The 15,566-nt window shown below is 54.1% G+C and carries 17 protein-coding genes; 11 read left to right on the top strand and 6 right to left on the bottom strand.

Annotated elements, in window-relative coordinates:
- Positions 1 to 16 precede the first annotated feature (16 nt).
- On the bottom strand, positions 17 to 604 hold the full coding sequence (locus AAH450_RS06280; protein WP_342909406.1) for a CoA pyrophosphatase: 588 nt from the start codon (positions 602 to 604) through the stop codon (positions 17 to 19).
- Positions 597 to 1,964 carry an aminodeoxychorismate synthase component 1 gene (gene pabB / locus AAH450_RS06275; RefSeq protein WP_342909587.1) on the bottom strand — a complete coding sequence of 456 codons (1,368 nt, stop codon included), beginning with the start codon at positions 1,962 to 1,964 and terminating at the stop codon, positions 597 to 599. The genes AAH450_RS06280 and pabB overlap by 8 nt, the downstream gene beginning before the upstream one ends.
- Before the next feature lie 108 nt (positions 1,965 to 2,072).
- On the opposite strand from pabB, the gene AAH450_RS06270 reads away from it, so the two are divergent.
- Together AAH450_RS06270 and AAH450_RS06265 are read left to right on the top strand one after the other, a co-directional pair.
- Positions 2,073 to 2,312: a YoaH family protein gene (locus AAH450_RS06270; RefSeq protein WP_342909405.1), complete on the top strand. Its 240-nt coding sequence runs from the start codon at positions 2,073 to 2,075 to the stop codon at positions 2,310 to 2,312.
- A gap of 187 nt (positions 2,313 to 2,499) precedes the next feature.
- A complete protein-coding gene (locus tag AAH450_RS06265; protein WP_342909404.1) occupies positions 2,500 to 3,495 on the top strand; it encodes a hypothetical protein in 996 nt (331 codons plus the stop codon).
- A gap of 20 nt (positions 3,496 to 3,515) precedes the next feature.
- On the opposite strand, the gene AAH450_RS06260 is transcribed toward AAH450_RS06265, so the two are convergent.
- Positions 3,516 to 3,869, bottom strand: coding sequence for a RidA family protein (locus tag AAH450_RS06260; protein WP_342909403.1), 354 nt, complete (start codon positions 3,867 to 3,869; stop codon positions 3,516 to 3,518).
- 201 nt (positions 3,870 to 4,070) lie between these two features.
- Between AAH450_RS06260 and AAH450_RS06255 the strand changes: the two genes are divergently transcribed.
- The 6 genes from AAH450_RS06255 (at position 4,071) to rnd (ending at position 11,314) form a co-directional block, all read left to right on the top strand.
- Positions 4,071 to 4,202: a hypothetical protein gene (locus AAH450_RS06255; RefSeq protein ID WP_342909402.1), complete on the top strand. Its 132-nt coding sequence runs from the start codon at positions 4,071 to 4,073 to the stop codon at positions 4,200 to 4,202.
- Positions 4,203 to 4,889: 687 nt separating this feature from the next.
- On the top strand, positions 4,890 to 6,800 hold the full coding sequence (locus tag AAH450_RS06250) for an ATP-dependent DNA helicase (RefSeq protein WP_342909401.1): 1,911 nt from the start codon (positions 4,890 to 4,892) through the stop codon (positions 6,798 to 6,800).
- Positions 6,801 to 6,861: 61 nt separating this feature from the next.
- Positions 6,862 to 7,557, top strand: coding sequence for a tRNA (adenosine(37)-N6)-threonylcarbamoyltransferase complex dimerization subunit type 1 TsaB (gene tsaB, locus AAH450_RS06245; RefSeq protein WP_342909586.1), 696 nt, complete (start codon positions 6,862 to 6,864; stop codon positions 7,555 to 7,557).
- Between the two features lie 56 nt (positions 7,558 to 7,613).
- Positions 7,614 to 8,210, top strand: a complete 597-nt coding sequence (locus AAH450_RS06240; protein WP_342909400.1) for a Slp family lipoprotein — start codon at positions 7,614 to 7,616, stop codon at positions 8,208 to 8,210.
- A 206-nt stretch (positions 8,211 to 8,416) separates the two neighbouring features.
- Positions 8,417 to 10,093: a long-chain-fatty-acid--CoA ligase FadD gene (gene fadD / locus AAH450_RS06235; RefSeq protein WP_342909399.1), complete on the top strand. Its 1,677-nt coding sequence runs from the start codon at positions 8,417 to 8,419 to the stop codon at positions 10,091 to 10,093.
- Positions 10,094 to 10,204: 111 nt separating this feature from the next.
- Positions 10,205 to 11,314 carry a ribonuclease D gene (rnd, locus tag AAH450_RS06230; protein WP_342909585.1) on the top strand — a complete coding sequence of 370 codons (1,110 nt, stop codon included), beginning with the start codon at positions 10,205 to 10,207 and terminating at the stop codon, positions 11,312 to 11,314.
- Between the two features lie 53 nt (positions 11,315 to 11,367).
- Here the strand turns inward: rnd and minE are convergent, their stop codons facing one another.
- Genes minE through minC form a run of 3 tightly spaced genes read right to left on the bottom strand, consistent with a single transcriptional unit; the run spans position 11,368 to position 13,188 of the window.
- Entirely contained in the window at positions 11,368 to 11,637 is a 270-nt protein-coding gene (gene minE, locus AAH450_RS06225) for a cell division topological specificity factor MinE (RefSeq protein WP_342909398.1), read from the bottom strand.
- Between the two features lie 3 nt (positions 11,638 to 11,640).
- On the bottom strand, positions 11,641 to 12,453 hold the full coding sequence (gene minD / locus AAH450_RS06220; protein ID WP_342909397.1) for a septum site-determining protein MinD: 813 nt from the start codon (positions 12,451 to 12,453) through the stop codon (positions 11,641 to 11,643).
- A 42-nt stretch (positions 12,454 to 12,495) separates the two neighbouring features.
- Entirely contained in the window at positions 12,496 to 13,188 is a 693-nt protein-coding gene (minC, locus tag AAH450_RS06215) for a septum site-determining protein MinC (RefSeq protein WP_342909396.1), read from the bottom strand.
- Between the two features lie 158 nt (positions 13,189 to 13,346).
- Between minC and AAH450_RS06210 the strand changes: the two genes are divergently transcribed.
- From AAH450_RS06210 to AAH450_RS06200, 3 genes are all read left to right on the top strand, one after another.
- Positions 13,347 to 13,613, top strand: a complete 267-nt coding sequence (locus AAH450_RS06210) for a YcgL domain-containing protein (RefSeq protein WP_342909395.1) — start codon at positions 13,347 to 13,349, stop codon at positions 13,611 to 13,613.
- 99 nt (positions 13,614 to 13,712) lie between these two features.
- On the top strand, positions 13,713 to 14,801 hold the full coding sequence (locus AAH450_RS06205; protein WP_342909394.1) for a lytic murein transglycosylase: 1,089 nt from the start codon (positions 13,713 to 13,715) through the stop codon (positions 14,799 to 14,801).
- Positions 14,802 to 14,855: 54 nt separating this feature from the next.
- Positions 14,856 to 15,515, top strand: coding sequence for a fumarylacetoacetate hydrolase family protein (locus tag AAH450_RS06200; RefSeq protein WP_342909393.1), 660 nt, complete (start codon positions 14,856 to 14,858; stop codon positions 15,513 to 15,515).
- Positions 15,516 to 15,566: the final 51 nt, after the last annotated feature.

The raw sequence follows: 15,566 nt of genomic DNA, 5'->3' as shown, positions 1-15,566 counted from the left end.
AGGTTTTGTCGATAAGTTAATCAGGATCGGACGAATTCGTCACTTGCAGACTGAGCTGCCGGATGATGCCAGCGGTCATGCCCCAGATAAAATAGTCATCAAACCAGGAGAGCCAGACGCGATGGGAGATATTCTGCCGGTGAATATCCAGCGGAAAGTAACGGCCCAGGCGCAGCGCTTCCTGAAGGGGCATTTCAAAAACCGATTCCACTTCACCTTCGTTAGGATGCCAGCTCAGCGTGGCAGGCACGATCCCGACAACGGGCGTTACCTGGAAACCGGTGCTGCTGGTAACGGCAGGCAAAACCCCTACCACCCGCACAGATTCGGGTGGAATAGCGACCTCTTCCTGCGCTTCACGCAGCGCGGTGACGATCAGCGAGCTGTCTTCAGGATCGCGCATTCCTCCCGGAAAGGCCACCTGGCCCGCGTGTTTACGCAGCGTGGCGGCGCGGCGCGTTAATAACAGGGAGGGATGGGGACGATCGACAACAGGGACCAGAACCGCAGCCTGACGGCGGGGCAACACGTAATCGGGCGTATCAGGCCGTTGCAGCACGAAGCGATTCATAAAGCTGGCGAGGGTCAGGGAGCTGTCAGACATGGTATTTATCCAGGCAGGGAAGAATGCGGTTCACTTTATCGAAGGTTTCCTGGTATTCAGACCGTTCATTACTGTCCGCCACGATGCCACCTCCGGCTGAACAGTAGAGTGTACCTTGCTCGGCGATCAGGGTACGGATAGTAATGCTGGTATCCATGTTGCCGCAGGCGCTGAGATAGCCAATGCTGCCGCACCAGGCGTTCCGTCGGTGCGGCTCCAGCGCATCAATAATTTCCATCGCCCGGATTTTAGGTGCGCCGGTGATGGAGCCGCCAGGAAAGCAGGCGCGCAGCAGATCGCAGGCGCTGAGCGAGGGTTTCAGTCTGGCGGTCACCGTACTGACCAGATGATGGACGGCAGGAAAAGGTTCCACCACAAACAGCTCCGGCACCGCCACGCTACCCGGCTCGGCGACTCTGCCGATATCGTTACGCATCAAATCAACAATCATGAGATTCTCTGCACGGTCTTTCTCAGAGTTCGCCAGCTTCTCAGCCTGCTGACGGTCCTGCTGCGGATCGTCCAGCCGGGGAAGGGTGCCTTTGATCGGGCGGGTTTCAATAATATCTCCCCTCACTTTCAGAAAGCGTTCCGGTGAAAGGCTGAGCAGAACGCTCTCCGGCAAGCGCAAAAAAGCACTGAACGGCGCACGATTTTGTTTATTCAGCTGCCGGAAGGCCTGCCATTCATCACCTTTGTAGCTGGCCCGGAAACGCTGCGCCAGATTGATCTGATAACAGTCGCCGCTCTGTAACCACTGCTGTACGCGGCGAAATTTCTCACCATATTCCGCGCGCGTCATGTTCGATTCCCAGCCGCTTGTGAGTTGAAAAGCGTCAGCTTCTCTGCCGGGTTTCAGCGCCTTCAGCCATGCCAGCCTGGCTTCGCCCTGGTCGTGCGCAATCAGCGTCAGTTTTTTTAACCGGTGGTCGGCAACCAGCGCCCAGCTGTAGAGACCCACGGCCATATCTGGCGTGGTCAGATCCTGCTCAGCCTGGCGGGGTAAGGGTTCAAAACGGCGTCCCAAATCGTAACCAAACAGCCCCAGCGCGCCGCCCTGAAAGGGAAGGTCATCCTCTGCGGGCGCCCGGAAACCACTTTTGGTCAGCTCACGATCGAGAAGCGTCAGGGGGTCCTCTTCACTGATCTCAAGCCTTTCACCCTGTTGAATATAAGTGAGCTGACCACGGGTTATCAGCGTGGTTTGCGGTTCGGCCACCATGATATCAAAGCGGTTATCGCTGTGGTCGGCAAAGCCGGAATGCAGCAGCATCGCCCAGGGGCGGTCGGCAACAAAACCAAACAGATTCCCAAGGGCTTCCGGCGTATACTCAAGAGGATAATAAACAGGTGACATGATGATTCAGCAGGTCAGACAAATAACAGGCAGCAAGCCTGGCATATTTTTCCCCCGCTGGCATCTGTTTGTTGCGCGTGGAATAATCCGGGCAGGATAACAGGAGCAGATATGAATATTGGTTTACCGGCACTTTCACATGAACAGCAGCAGCAGGCGGTCGAGCGTATTCAGCAGCTGATGTCAGAAGGCATGAGCAGTGGAGAGGCCATTCAGATGGTCGCGGCCGAAATTCGCGCAACGCATACCGGCGGCATGATAACCGCGCGTTTTGACGACGAAGATGAAGAGTATGACGAAGAAGAGTCCGAACCGCAGGATTATGAAGAAGAAGAGGAAGACGATTACTGAGGCGAAGCGACCGATTTGGGCGCAATCTGGCCTGAGGTTAGCTGTGATATTCACGGCCTGCTGGGCCGCTTTGCTTCAGCAGGCTGTTGCCGCTTCACCACTGCGCCCCGAAGCCGTGGAACAGCACGTTGTTTCCTCTTCCAACCCAGCGGCAGAGACCAGCACAAACCTGGCCGCTGGGGATAGCATGACTCATAAAGCCGGCGTTAAATACTCTTTTGTTGCCGATCACGCCCTCAGTGCAGAGGCCAGCACGCGGCGGCCTTTAGCGGCCCGTCAGCGCTGGCCTGAAGGCGTCAGAGAGCACCATTTCACTCTTCCTCATCGGGCTGGCAAATTTCACTACTTTTTCAGGCAGACTGAAAGTGACAACGTCACTTCTGCCCTCATTGTGCTGCACGGGCGCCCGCGCGATGTGGGCGCTACGCTGTCAGCAACTCTGACGGCGGCTGAGGGTAATCCTGCTGCAAAGAATACGGTTATCGTTGCGCCTCTTTTTCAGGTTTCAGCGCAGCAAGCCAGGCACTGCCACTCACCCGGTTTACCCAGACTACAGCCAGATGACGCGCTCTGGCGCTGCAACAGCTGGCCTGCGGGGGAGCTGGATGAGCGCAAGCGCCTGAGCGCTTTTGCTGCGCTGGATGCGCTGATGCAACAGCTGAAACAGCGCTGGCCAGAGATACGTTTGATTACGGTGGCGGGCTTTTCAGCAGGCGGGCAGTTTGTTCAGCACTTTATCCCTTTTGCTCATCCCCCTGCGGGTACTGCGGTGCGCTATGTAGTCGCCGATCCCGGAAGCTGGCTCTATTTTGATCCCCGGCCAGCATCTGGCTGCGTCAGGGCGAACGAGTGGAAATATGGGACGGATCTCCTGCCTCTCTGGCTGGTGGCTGACAGCAGCTCAGCACGTGAAAGCTATCGCAATGCAAAAATAGCCTATCTTGAAGGCGCGGTAGACAGGGGAGAGGGAGCAGGAAGCTACTGGCGCATTCTGGATAAGTCGTGCGCGGCTATGCAGCAGGGTAGCTCACGGCTGACGCGTGGGATCAATTATGCCCGCTACGATCGGCAGGTGCTTAAACCCGTTACGCCACATAAATTATCGATAATTGCCGGTTGCAGGCACGATGTTCGCTGCGTCTTTGCTTCAACTCAGGGAGGGCAGGTGCTTTTTGCGAAATAAACCGCGCACCCGCCAGCCGCTTATCGGGCGGCGATCACTTTGATTTCCACCAGATATTTCGGGTTCATCAATCCGGCCTGAACGGTACAGCGCACCGGCGCGTTGCCGGGGGATACCCAGGCATCCCATGCGCGGTTCATCGCCTGAAAATCTTCTTTGTTCACAAGAAAAATAGTGGCATCCAGAATTTTGCTTTTGTCTGAACCAACGCTGGTCAGGAGCCGGTCAATCACCGCCAGCGCATTTGCCGTTTGCGCTTCTGCATCTTCATCCAGATTTTCCGGCACGCTGGTGTAGTAGATAGTGTCTTTATGAATGACCGCTTCGGACATGCGATGTTCTACAGGTTCAACTCGGGTTATTTCACTTTTCATTTCAATACCTTAATCATCATATGTTCCGCTTTTTTAAATCAATCTGGTACAGATTTGGCACGTTCAGCTAAAAATATCATTAATCAGCTTCATGTGCTGTGTTAAATGGGCGATCGTCATCGTCGCCCGCCACTGATTGAGCAGCAAAATCACCGTGATCTTCTATAGTCATTACACCCTTTTCAATCTCATGAGGTAATTATGTCTGAACGTCCAGATTTTGACGATCCGCTGCCACGTCATGAAGTCGTGACAGAATTTCCTGACAAGAAAGAGGATCAGCCCGATGAAGAAAATGAGGGAGAGGAAATTCGTGACCCTTACAGGGAATAAGTAAAATCCTGGCCGCCTGCGTGCGGCCTTTTACTGGCCAGCGCCTACTCAGAGTGAAAAGAATGCTTGCTGAAGAAACCCTTAAGCATTCTGGCTCATAGCTGATTCACAGCAGACAGGCGCCTGAATCTTTGGGGCAAGAGTTAACCCCTGACCATGCTGTGAAGCAGCGCGACGCTGAGTTATGATTATCCTGTCAGGTGCGCGAGAGGGCTGAGCGAAAGCTTCGACGGGACAAAGCGTGACATAAGCTACATCAGGCAGTGGTGCGCGTGACCGATACTGCAAGAGCGTGGGTTCGAATCCCACCCTGACAAACTCACCGCTTTTTGGGGCGTTTTTTACTGAAATGATGAATGCCTGGCTTCAGCAGCCACCAGCTCTGACGCTACCCCGGCCGCGCAGTGACCAAATCTTTCCAGGCAGAGTGGGGTTCACCAGTGAACAGTGGCAGCACTGAGTAAAGTGCTTGCGTTGCGTAACCCATCAGGCAAGATATCGGCCTGAAATAGCCTGCAAAAACCCTACCTAACCCTTTGATAATATTGCCGCCAGGCGCTGCCTTATGGCCTCTTTGCTGTGCATTATTCAGACAAATATATGATATAACTCATTGATTTTAATAATTTTGCACCTTTCAGCTAATACTGACATAATTACAGTGTTTTTATAAACTAGTGAGGCAGTGTGGCAGACGATTTTGCAGCAGACGGCGCGCTTGCGCTGGCCATTCCCGGTTTCAAACCGCGTGAACCGCAGCGCCAGATGGCTCAGGCGGTTGCCGAGGCGATAGATCAAAAGCGTGAGCTGGTGGTGGAAGCGGGGACGGGTACCGGTAAAACCTACGCCTACCTGGCCCCTGCGCTGCGCTCGGGTAAAAAAGTGATCGTCTCTACCGGCTCCAAGGCGTTGCAGGATCAGCTCTACAGCCGCGATTTGCCGACCGTAGCAAGGGCACTGCAATATAAAGGTCAGGTCGCGCTGCTGAAAGGGCGTTCAAACTACCTCTGTCTGGAGCGGCTGGAACAGCAGTCCATGGCAGGAGGTGAACTGGCGGTGCAGGCGATGAGCGATCTGGTTCATCTGCGCGGCTGGTCCAGCGAAACCGTAGATGGCGATATCAGTACCTGCGGTGGCGTGGCGGAAGACAGCACTATCTGGCCGCTGGTCACCAGCACCAATGACAACTGTCTTGGCAGCGACTGTCCTCAGTATAAAGATTGTTTTGTGGTGAAGGCGCGTCGTAAAGCGATGGATGCTGACGTGGTAGTGGTCAATCACCATCTTTTTCTTGCGGATATGGTCGTGAAAGAGAGCGGGTTTGCGGAACTGATCCCGGAGGCGGATGTGATGATCTTTGATGAAGCCCATCAGATGCCCGATATTGCCAGCCACTATTTCGGTCAGCAGCTCTCAAGCAAACAGCTTATCGATCTGGCAAAGGATATTACCATTGCCTACCGCACCGAAGTGCGTGATGTCCAGCAGCTGCAAAAATCTGCCGACCGGCTGGCGCAGAGCGCTCAGGATTTTCGACTGGTGCTGGGCGACCCCGGTTTTCGCGGCAATCTGCGTGACGTCCTTAACAATCCCGCTATTCAGCGTGCGCTGCTGCTGCTGGATGATGCGCTGGAGTTATGTTACGACGTGGCAAAACTTTCGCTGGGCCGGTCGGCGCTGCTGGATGCCGCTTTTGAGCGTGCCGCCCTTTACCGTGGCCGCCTTAAGCGGCTGAAGGATGTGTCTCAGCCCGGCTTCAGCTACTGGTATGAGTGTAACTCACGGCACTTTGTACTGGCGCTGACGCCGCTTTCGGTCTCTGACCGCTTCCGGGAAGTGATGGATGAACGGCCAGCCAGCTGGATTTTTACCTCCGCTACGCTGGCCGTGAATGAAAAGATGACCCACTTTGTCGGGCGGCTTGGCGTCACTGACGCGAAGACTATGATCCTGGAAAGCCCGTTCGACTTTGCCAGCCAGGCGCTGCTGTGCGTACCGCGAAATCTGCCTTCGCCTAACCAGCCCGGCGGAGCAAAGCAGCTGGCCAGAATGCTGCTGCCGCTGATAGAGGCTAACAATGGCCGCTGTTTCTTTCTCTGCACGTCGCATCAGATGATGCGCGATTTGGCGGAACAGTTTCGTGCCATGCTGACCTTACCGGTGTTGTTGCAGGGAGAGACCAGCAAAGGGCAGTTGCTGAAGCAGTTTGTGGCCGCCGGTAACGCTTTGCTGGTTGCTACCAGCAGCTTCTGGGAAGGTGTGGATGTGCGGGGCGATGTGCTTTCGCTGGTGATCATCGACAAGCTGCCGTTCACCTCGCCAGACGATCCGCTGTTAAAAGCGCGGATGGAGGATTGTAAACTGCGCGGCGGCGATCCCTTTGATGAGGTTCAACTACCCGACGCGGTGATCACGCTCAAGCAGGGCGTGGGCCGCCTGATCCGCGATATTGACGACCGGGGCGTACTGGTGATCTGTGATAACCGCCTGGTGATGCGTCCTTACGGCGCGGTATTTCTGAACAGCCTGCCCCCTACGCCGCGAACGCGTGATATTCATCAGGCGGTTGAGTTCCTGAAACCTTCGCCACAAAAGTAATCTTCCGCGCAGTGTGCTATGCTGCGCGCCGAAAATTTCTCCCGTAGAGGTATGTATGTCCATGCGTATTTTAGCCATCGATACGGCCACTGAAGCCTGCTCCGTGGCGCTGCTGAGTGACGATGCGGTCACCGCCCAGTTTGAACTTTGTGCCAGGGAGCATACTCAGCGTATTTTGCCGATGGTGCAGGATCTGCTTCAGCAGACAGGCAGCACCCTGGCCGGACTGGACGCTTTAGCCTTTGGTCAGGGACCGGGCAGCTTTACCGGCGTACGCATTGGCATCGGCATCGCTCAGGGACTGGCGCTGGGTGCCGGGTTGCCGTTGATCGGCGTCTCCACGCTGAAAACGATGGCACAGAGCGCCTGGCGTTTGCAGGGAGCAACGCAGGTGCTGGCAGCCATTGATGCACGCATGGGCGAAGTCTACTGGGCAGAATATCAGCGTGATGAACAGGGCGTCTGGCAGGGACAGGAGACAGAAGCGGTGCTGAAACCGGAAGCGGCACAGGCGCGGATTGCTGCGCTGTCGGGCGAGTGGGCAATGGTGGGAACCGGCTGGAAAGCCTGGCCTCTGCTTGCTGAAACGGCAGGCCCGCAATTGCTGGCCACTGAGGTCAGTCTGCCTTGCGCAGAGGATATGCTTCCTCTTGCTGCTCAGGTGCTGGCAGCCGGTAAAAGCGTAGCCGTTGAGCATGCCGAGCCGACCTATCTGCGCAATGAAGTTACCTGGAAAAAACTGCCGGGCCGCGAGTAAACGGGCAACTATTTCACAAGGATGCAGTCATAGTAGTCAGTACCCTGGAGAACTTTATGCGTAAATCTGTTTTGTTGCAGTTAAGTAATCTGTTAATGGCCTCTGTGCTGCTCTCTGGCTGTATGAGCGTACCCGATTCGGTGAAAGGCTCATCGGCCACTCCCCAGCAGGATCTGGTGCGGGTGCTGAATGCGCCGCAGCTCTATGTGGGGCAGGAGGCGCGCTTTGGCGGTAAGGTGGTCAAGGTCGAGAACAAAAATGGCATGACCCGGCTGGAGATTGCGGCTCAGCGTCTTGATGACACCGCAAGACCGATGTTGGGCACCCCCTCCATTGGCCGTATTTATGCCGATATCAAAGGTTTTGTGGACCCGATTGACTTCAACAATCAGATCGTAACCGTGGTTGGCCCCATCAGAGGCACCGAAAAAGGGATGATTGGTCAGGCTGCTTACAGCTTTGTTACGGTGGATGTAACGGGCTATCAGCGCTGGCATCTGACACAGCAAATCGTCTCGCCGCCTCAGCCGATCGATCCGTGGATCTGGTATGGCCCGCCTCGTGGACACCATCGTGGCGGATACTGGGGGCCGCCTCCGTTTGGCTATTACAATAACGGCCCTGCCCAGGTCCAGACTATCCTGACCGAATAGCTTTCACGTAGATTCATTCACGACCCGATGGCTGCTCGCCACGGGTCGTTTTTTATTGTCGCTCTCAGGACGAAATAAATTTAGTGATGGGCTTCGCAACCTCAAAACGCGGAACAGAGCAAACTGGTACGCTGAGTTAAAATAATGTTAAAAGCGCGCCGACTGAGGTTTCGATGACCACAAATACGACTTTCCGAGGTGTTTCCTTGAATAAGGTTTGGTTAAACCGTTATCCGGCAGATGTTCCGGCTGAGATCAGCGCCGATCGCTATACCTCGCTGATTGACCTTTTTGAACAAGCGGTAAAGCGTTACGCAGAGCAGCCCGCCTTTATCAATATGGGGCAGGCGATGACTTACCAGCAGCTGGAAGAGCGCAGCCGCGCTTTTGCAGCTTATCTGCAACAGGGTCTTGGCCTGAAAAAGGGCGACCGCGTCGCCCTGATGATGCCAAATTTATTGCAATATCCCATTGCACTGTTTGGCATCCTGCGGGCGGGAATGGTGGTGGTCAATGTTAACCCGCTTTATACCCCGCGTGAACTGGAGCACCAGCTCAACGACAGTGGAGCAAGCACGATTGTTATTGTCTCAAATTTTGCCCATACCCTGGAGAAAGTGGTTGCCAGAACGCAGGTAAAACATGTCATTCTCACCCGGCTGGGCGATCAGCTGGCGCCGGTTAAAGCTACGCTGGTGAACTTTGTCGTGAAATATATCAAGCGGCTGGTTCCCAAATACCATCTTCCCGATGCGATCTCGTTCCGCAATGCGCTGCAACAGGGCTACCAGATGCACTATGTCCGGCCGGAGATGATTAACGACGATCTGGCGTTCCTGCAATACACTGGCGGCACCACCGGCGTGGCGAAGGGTGCCATGCTGACGCATCGTAATATGCAGGCCAACCTTGAGCAGACTAAAGCGACCTATGGCTCACTTCTCAAGGATGGCAGAGAGACGGTTGTGACGGCGCTCCCGCTGTACCATATTTTCGCCCTGACGGTGAACTGCCTGCTGTTTATTGAATTAGGTGGGGCGAACCTGCTGATTACTAACCCACGCGATATTCCGGGGCTGGTCAAAGAGCTGGCAAAAGTGCGGTTTACCGCCATTACAGGTGTCAATACGCTGTTTAACGCCCTGTTAAACAACGAAGATTTTCACAAGCTCGACTTTTCCAGCCTGACCCTTTCTGCTGGCGGCGGTATGCCAGTGCAGAAAGCGGTGGCAGAACGGTGGGAAAAACTCACCGGGCACTATCTGCTGGAAGGCTATGGCCTGACCGAATGTTCTCCGCTGGTCTCCGTTAATCCTTACGATATTCGCTATCACAGCGGCAGCATCGGGCTGCCTGTTCCCTCAACGGATATCAGGGTGGTGGATGATGAGGGCAATATGGTGGCTGAAGGGGAGCCTGGCGAACTCTGTATTAAAGGCCCTCAGGTGATGCTGGGCTACTGGCAACGGCCTGATGCCACGCTTGAAGTGTTAAAAAATGGATGGCTTCACAGCGGTGATATTGTTACCGTTGACCATGAAGGCTTTATCCGCATTGTCGATCGCAAAAAAGATATGATACTGGTATCGGGATTCAACGTTTACCCCAACGAGATAGAAGATGTGCTGATGCTCCATCCGAAAGTTCGTGAAGCGGCGGCAATTGGCGTTCCCAATGAGGCCGCAGGTGAGACGGTGAAGATTTGCGTGGTCAAAAAAGATCCTTCGTTAACTAAAGAGGAGCTGATCGCCCACTGTAAGAAACATCTTACCGGCTATAAAATTCCTAAACTGGTTGAGTTTCGCGATGAGTTGCCCAAAACCAACGTCGGCAAAATTCTGCGCCGTGAACTGCGCGATGAAGCGATAAAAACAGGCAGCTAAGTGTTAGCGCCGCTTTCTGAGAATGCAAAAACGCCGGTCCTGCCGGCGTTTTTATTGTGATGACACTGAGGCGAGAAACGCCACAGCGAGAGGATCATTTTGAATTACACCATGATAACCACTAACGAGGCGCTGGCTGAACTCTGTCAGCGTGCTCGTCAGGTTCCGGCGCTGGCGCTGGATACCGAATTTGTCAGAACCCGTACCTACTATCCTGGTCTGGGGCTGATCCAACTGTACGATGGCGAACAGATTGCGCTGATTGATCCTCTGCCAGTCACCGAGTGGGGGCCGTTTCGTGACCTGCTGCTGGATGAAAACGTTATCAAGTTCCTGCACGCGGGCAGTGAAGATCTTGAAGTCTTTCTTCACGAATATGGTGTGTTACCCACCCCAATGATCGACACGCAGATCCTGGCGGCGTTCACCGGCCGACCGCTCTCCTGCGGTTTTGCGACGCTGGTTGAATCCTATACCGGCATCGCGCTGGATAAGAGTGAATCCCGTACCGACTGGCTTGCCCGTCCGTTGACGGCCAGACAGTGCGAATATGCCGCCGCAGATGTTTACTATCTGCTGCCGATTGCGCAGAAGCTGATGAATGAGGCGCGGGAAGCGGGCACGCTGGAGGCCGCCCTGAACGAGTGCAGCCTGCTGTGTCAGCGCCGTCAGAGAGTGGTGGCACCAGAAGAGGCTTATCGCGATATCACTAATGCCTGGCAGCTTCGCCCGCGTCAGCTGGCGGCGCTGCGTCTGATGGCGGCCTGGCGGCTTGAACTGGCCCGTGAGAAAGATATGGCGGTGAACTTTGTGGTGCGTGAAGAGAATTTGTGGAAAGTCGCCCGTTATATGCCTGGCTCGCTGGCTGAACTGGATCATTTAGGCCTGGCCGGACAGGAGATCCGCTTCCATGGCAAAGCGCTGGTAGCGATGGTAGCCAGGGCGAATGAGCTGGATGAGAGTGAGCTGCCGGAGCCTGTGGCAAATCTGATAGATAATCCTGATTACAAAAAGGTCTTCAAAGAGCTGAAAGCATTGATGGCTGAGGTGGCGGAAAAAGAGGGCATTGGTCAGGAGCTTCTCGCTTCACGTCGTCAGATTAACCAGCTTTTGAGCTGGCACTGGCGTTTGAAACCGCAGGAGTCTGAACCAGAGCTGTTGAAAGGATGGCGGGGCGCACTGCTTCACGACGGGATCGCAACAATCCTGAAGGCGTACTGACCTGAGCTTTTTCCCCTGCACAAAAGCAGGGGAAAGTCAGGCGCAGGAGAGGATCATTTCGGCGCTTCATCTGCCTCCGGGAGCGTAACGTTCAGCTCCAGAATCGAAATATCATCATCTTTTTGATCCAGCTTAACGCTCAGCATTTCCGGATCGATCTTCACATATTTGCAGATAACTTCCAGAATATCCCTTTTCAGCTGCGGCAAATAGTGGGGCTCACTGTCGCCCCTCCTGCGTTCTGCCACAATAATCTGCAACCGTTCCTTGGCTATATTGGCTGTGCTCTTTTTTCGGGATAAAAAGAAATCGAGTAAGGCCATGGTTTATCCCCCAAACAGGCGTTTCAGGAAGCCCTTCTTCTCTTCTTCAATGAAGCGGAAGGGGCGTTCTTCACCGAGAATTCGGTCAACGGTATCGGCGTAGGCTTTGCCCGCATCTGACTCGGCATCCAGGATCACCGGCTCACCCTGGTTTGACGCGCGCAGTACGGACTGATCTTCAGGAATAACGCCTGCCAGCGGGATACGCAGAATTTCCAGCACATCTTCCATGCTCAGCATATCACCACGGTTAACGCGGCCTGGATTGTAGCGGGTCAGCAGCAGGTGCTCTTTAATCGGATCCTGTCCATTCTCGGCCCGGCGGGATTTTGAAGAGAGGATGCCCAGGATGCGGTCAGAGTCACGTACTGAAGAGACTTCCGGGTTAGTGGTAATAATCGCTTCGTCAGCAAAATAGAGCGCCATCAGCGCACCTGTTTCAATACCAGCGGGTGAGTCACAGACAATAAAGTCGAAACCCATCTCGTTCAGGTCATTCAGAACTTTTTCTACCCCATCACGCGTCAGAGCATCTTTGTCGCGAGTTTGTGAAGCAGGCAGGATGAACAACTTTTCGGTACGTTTATCTTTAATCAGCGCCTGATTCAGGGTGGCATCGCCCTGAATCACGTTAACAAAGTCGTAAACCACGCGACGTTCACAACCCATAATCAGATCGAGGTTACGCAAACCGATGTCGAAGTCGATAACCACGGTCTTTTTGCCCTTCTGGGCTAAACCGGTAGCGATGGCCGCGCTGGACGTGGTCTTGCCCACGCCTCCTTTACCCGATGTAACTACAATAATGCGTGCCATATAATAATTTCCTTAAGCAAAGAAAGGGCTCGTGAGCCTGGCTTAGTTCAATGTCTGTATAGTCAGGGCGCCATCGCTTAAAAAGAGGCGTGACGCTTTTCCAAAAAATTCAGCCGGAATTTGGTCCATTATCCAGTATTCACCGGCAATAGAGACCAACTCAGCTGACAAGCTGGTACAAAAGATCTGGCACTCACGATCGCCACTGGCTCCTGCCAGCGCACGACCGCGCATCATGCCATAAATATGGATGTTGCCATCGGCGATGAGTTCAGCGCCGGCGCTGACGCTGCTGGTCACTATCAAATCACAGTTTTTGGCATAAATCTGTTGTCCAGAGCGGACTGGAGCATTGATTACCCTTGTTTTAACGGCGGGGGTTTCAACGGGCTGGGCAGGTTCAACGACCTCAGCGGTTTGCTTCTGCTCTTTGCCTTCCGACAACAACGGCAAACCTGCGCGGCTGATGATGCGTTTCAACGACTCGTCTTTGCAGCCGCTAACGCCAACAATATGCAGGCCCGTAGAAGCGATGGCCTGCTGCATGAGCCGCCAGTTTACTTCACCAGTGAGTGAAGTCATGTTTAAAACAACCGGGGCATTTCTCAGGAAGGCGGGAGCCTGATTGATTTTGTCCTGTAATGCCTGACGAACCACTTCTGGATCGGCGTGATGAAGGTGCACAACAGACAGAGTAAAACTGCTGCCTTTTAACTCGATTGGCGTTTGTGACATCTGTCGCGGCTCAGTCCTGTTATTTCGTGTCCCAGCAAATTTATGTCGTTAAACGGACATTTAATCGGGTTGGGACAATATTCCGAAGTTCTGCAAGCATGGTATAGTTACTGCTATATTCAGGCAAGTCACCATCCAGGTTAATTCGAGTAAAAAATATGTTTTGTGTGATCTACAGAAGCAGCAAGCGTGACCAGACTTATCTTTATGTCGAAAAAAAAGACGATTTCTCGCGCGTACCGGCTGAACTGCTGCAAGGCTTTGGTAAACCGCAGCTGGCGATGCTGCTGCCGCTGGACGGCAGCAAAAAGCTGGCCAACGCTGATTTGACGAAAGTAAAAGCTGCTCTTGAAGAGCAGGGGTTTTATTTACAGGTCCCTCCGCCAATCGAAAGTCTGCTTAAGAGCCATCTGGACAAAGAGTAAAGAAGTTTAATTAGGAATCATCTGCAAAATATATCGCCGTCACGGCTGCAATCTTCCCGATTTTAATTGTGGCGGCACCGGCAAAAAAAGGATGCCCGCATGAAGCTTACATCCCTCAGTACTGTTATTTTTTCCCTGATCCTGGCCGGATGCGCCAGTAAAAATAGTGCTGCACCCGCCCCGGAAGCGCCTGTTCCCGCCCAGGCTGCAACGCCTGCACCGGCGAAAGGGGGCTTCCTCCAGGCACCCACAAAAACCACCCTGGCGGCCCAGGGCCGTAATCCGGCTGAGTTCCCCGCTTATGTTGAGCAGTTAAAAGCGAAGGCTCGCCAGCAGGGAGTCGATGAGAGTACGCTGGAGAGCGCTTTTGCCAACGTTCATTTTGTGGATCATGTTATTAACTCAGATCGCAATCAGCTTGAACAAAAAGTGACGCTGAGTGACTACCTTTCCCGCGTGATGACGGAGAAGAAGATCCAGCAGGGGCGGGAGAGTTTACAGCGTTACCAGGCACAACTGATGCCGATTGCTCAGCGCTCTGGCGTACAGCCGCAATATATCGTTGCGCTTTGGGCGATGGAGAGTAGCTTTGGTAAGATCCAGGGGCGTGAAGATGTGATCTCTGCGCTCGCCACGCTGGCCTTTGAGGGTCGCCGCGAAGCCTTCTTCACCAAAGAGCTGTTTGCTGCGCTGCAAATCATTCAGCAGCAGCATATTGCCGCAGAGGAAATGAAAGGCTCCTGGGCTGGGGCGATGGGGCAAAACCAGTTTATGCCCAGCTCCTTTATGCGCTATGGCGCAGATGGCGACGGCGACGGCAAGATCGATATCTGGAACAGCGTGGATGACGTTTTTGCTTCCACCGCCAATTATCTGGCGAAAGAGGGCTGGAAACCGGGTGAAAGCTGGGGCAGGGAAGTGATCCTGCCGGTGGACTTTGTGCCGGAAATGGCCGGGCTGAAAGAGGGGCAGTCTAAAACCGTGGGGGAATGGGAAAAACTGGGTATTCGTCTGAACAGCGACCAGCAGCTTCCTGATACCCATCAACGTGCCTGGATTGTAACGCCAGATGATATTCCTGGCCGGGCGTTCATGGTTTATGACAATTTCCGCACCATTATGCGCTGGAATCGATCCTATTATTTCGCTATCAGCATCGGCATGATGGCGGACGCGATTTCTCAATAACGGCAGAATGGCCGCCACAGGGCCATCACACCTCAACATAAGCAGGGGAACGGTATGTATCAGCATCATAACTGGCAGGGCGCGTTGTTGGATTATCCGGTGAGCAAAGTGGTCTGCGTGGGCAGCAACTATGCCAAACATATTAAAGAGATGGGCAGCGCAACGCCTGCCGAGCCGGTGCTGTTTATCAAACCAGAGACGGCGCTGTGCGATATTCGCCAGCCCCTGTCGATTCCTAAAGATTTTGGCTCCGTGCATCACGAGGTTGAACTGGCGGTGCTGATTGGCTCTACCCTTAAAAATGCCTCGGAAGAGCACGTAACCAAAGCCATTGCGGGTTACGGTATTGCGCTGGATCTTACGCTGCGCGATCTCCAGGCGGGCTGTAAGAAAGCGGGGCAGCCCTGGGAAAAAGCCAAGGGTTTTGATAACTCCTGTCCAATCTCTGGCTTTATTCCGGTCAGCGAGTTTGCCGCCGACCCACAAAATGTGGAGCTGAAGCTGATCGTCAACGGCGAAGTGCGTCAGCAAGGTAATACTGCCGAGATGATCCACAAAATCGTGCCGCTGATCGCTTATATGAGCAAATTTTTCACCCTGCGCGCAGGCGATATTATTCTCACCGGCACGCCTGAAGGCGTTGGCCCCATGGCTTCTGGCGACACGCTTGAAGCCACGCTGGGTGACCGAGGCGTCTCTACCCGCGTGCTGTAAGACTTGCAACTGAAGCCCGAACTGTTTATAAGGTGCGGGCTTTTACTTAAA

The organism is Erwinia magellanica (assembly GCF_039023495.1).
Classification (GTDB): domain Bacteria; phylum Pseudomonadota; class Gammaproteobacteria; order Enterobacterales; family Enterobacteriaceae; genus Erwinia.
This window is presented reverse-complemented; position numbering and strand designations above follow the sequence as displayed.

Excerpts from the sequence above, each read along its gene's own strand:
- AAH450_RS06280 (WP_342909406.1), bottom strand. The coding sequence starts at position 604 with ATGTCTGACAGCTCCCTGACCCTCGCCAGCTTTATGAATCGCTTCGTG.
- AAH450_RS06270 (WP_342909405.1), top strand. The coding sequence starts at position 2,073 with ATGAATATTGGTTTACCGGCACTTTCACATGAACAGCAGCAGCAGGCG.
- AAH450_RS06265 (WP_342909404.1), top strand. The coding sequence starts at position 2,500 with ATGACTCATAAAGCCGGCGTTAAATACTCTTTTGTTGCCGATCACGCC.
- AAH450_RS06260 (WP_342909403.1), bottom strand. The coding sequence starts at position 3,869 with ATGAAAAGTGAAATAACCCGAGTTGAACCTGTAGAACATCGCATGTCC.
- AAH450_RS06255 (WP_342909402.1), top strand. The coding sequence starts at position 4,071 with ATGTCTGAACGTCCAGATTTTGACGATCCGCTGCCACGTCATGAAGTC.
- tsaB (WP_342909586.1), top strand. The coding sequence starts at position 6,862 with ATGCGTATTTTAGCCATCGATACGGCCACTGAAGCCTGCTCCGTGGCG.
- AAH450_RS06240 (WP_342909400.1), top strand. The coding sequence starts at position 7,614 with ATGCGTAAATCTGTTTTGTTGCAGTTAAGTAATCTGTTAATGGCCTCT.
- rnd (WP_342909585.1), top strand. The coding sequence starts at position 10,205 with ATGATAACCACTAACGAGGCGCTGGCTGAACTCTGTCAGCGTGCTCGT.
- minE (WP_342909398.1), bottom strand. The coding sequence starts at position 11,637 with ATGGCCTTACTCGATTTCTTTTTATCCCGAAAAAAGAGCACAGCCAAT.
- minD (WP_342909397.1), bottom strand. The coding sequence starts at position 12,453 with ATGGCACGCATTATTGTAGTTACATCGGGTAAAGGAGGCGTGGGCAAG.
- minC (WP_342909396.1), bottom strand. The coding sequence starts at position 13,188 with ATGTCACAAACGCCAATCGAGTTAAAAGGCAGCAGTTTTACTCTGTCT.
- AAH450_RS06210 (WP_342909395.1), top strand. The coding sequence starts at position 13,347 with ATGTTTTGTGTGATCTACAGAAGCAGCAAGCGTGACCAGACTTATCTT.
- AAH450_RS06205 (WP_342909394.1), top strand. The coding sequence starts at position 13,713 with ATGAAGCTTACATCCCTCAGTACTGTTATTTTTTCCCTGATCCTGGCC.
- AAH450_RS06200 (WP_342909393.1), top strand. The coding sequence starts at position 14,856 with ATGTATCAGCATCATAACTGGCAGGGCGCGTTGTTGGATTATCCGGTG.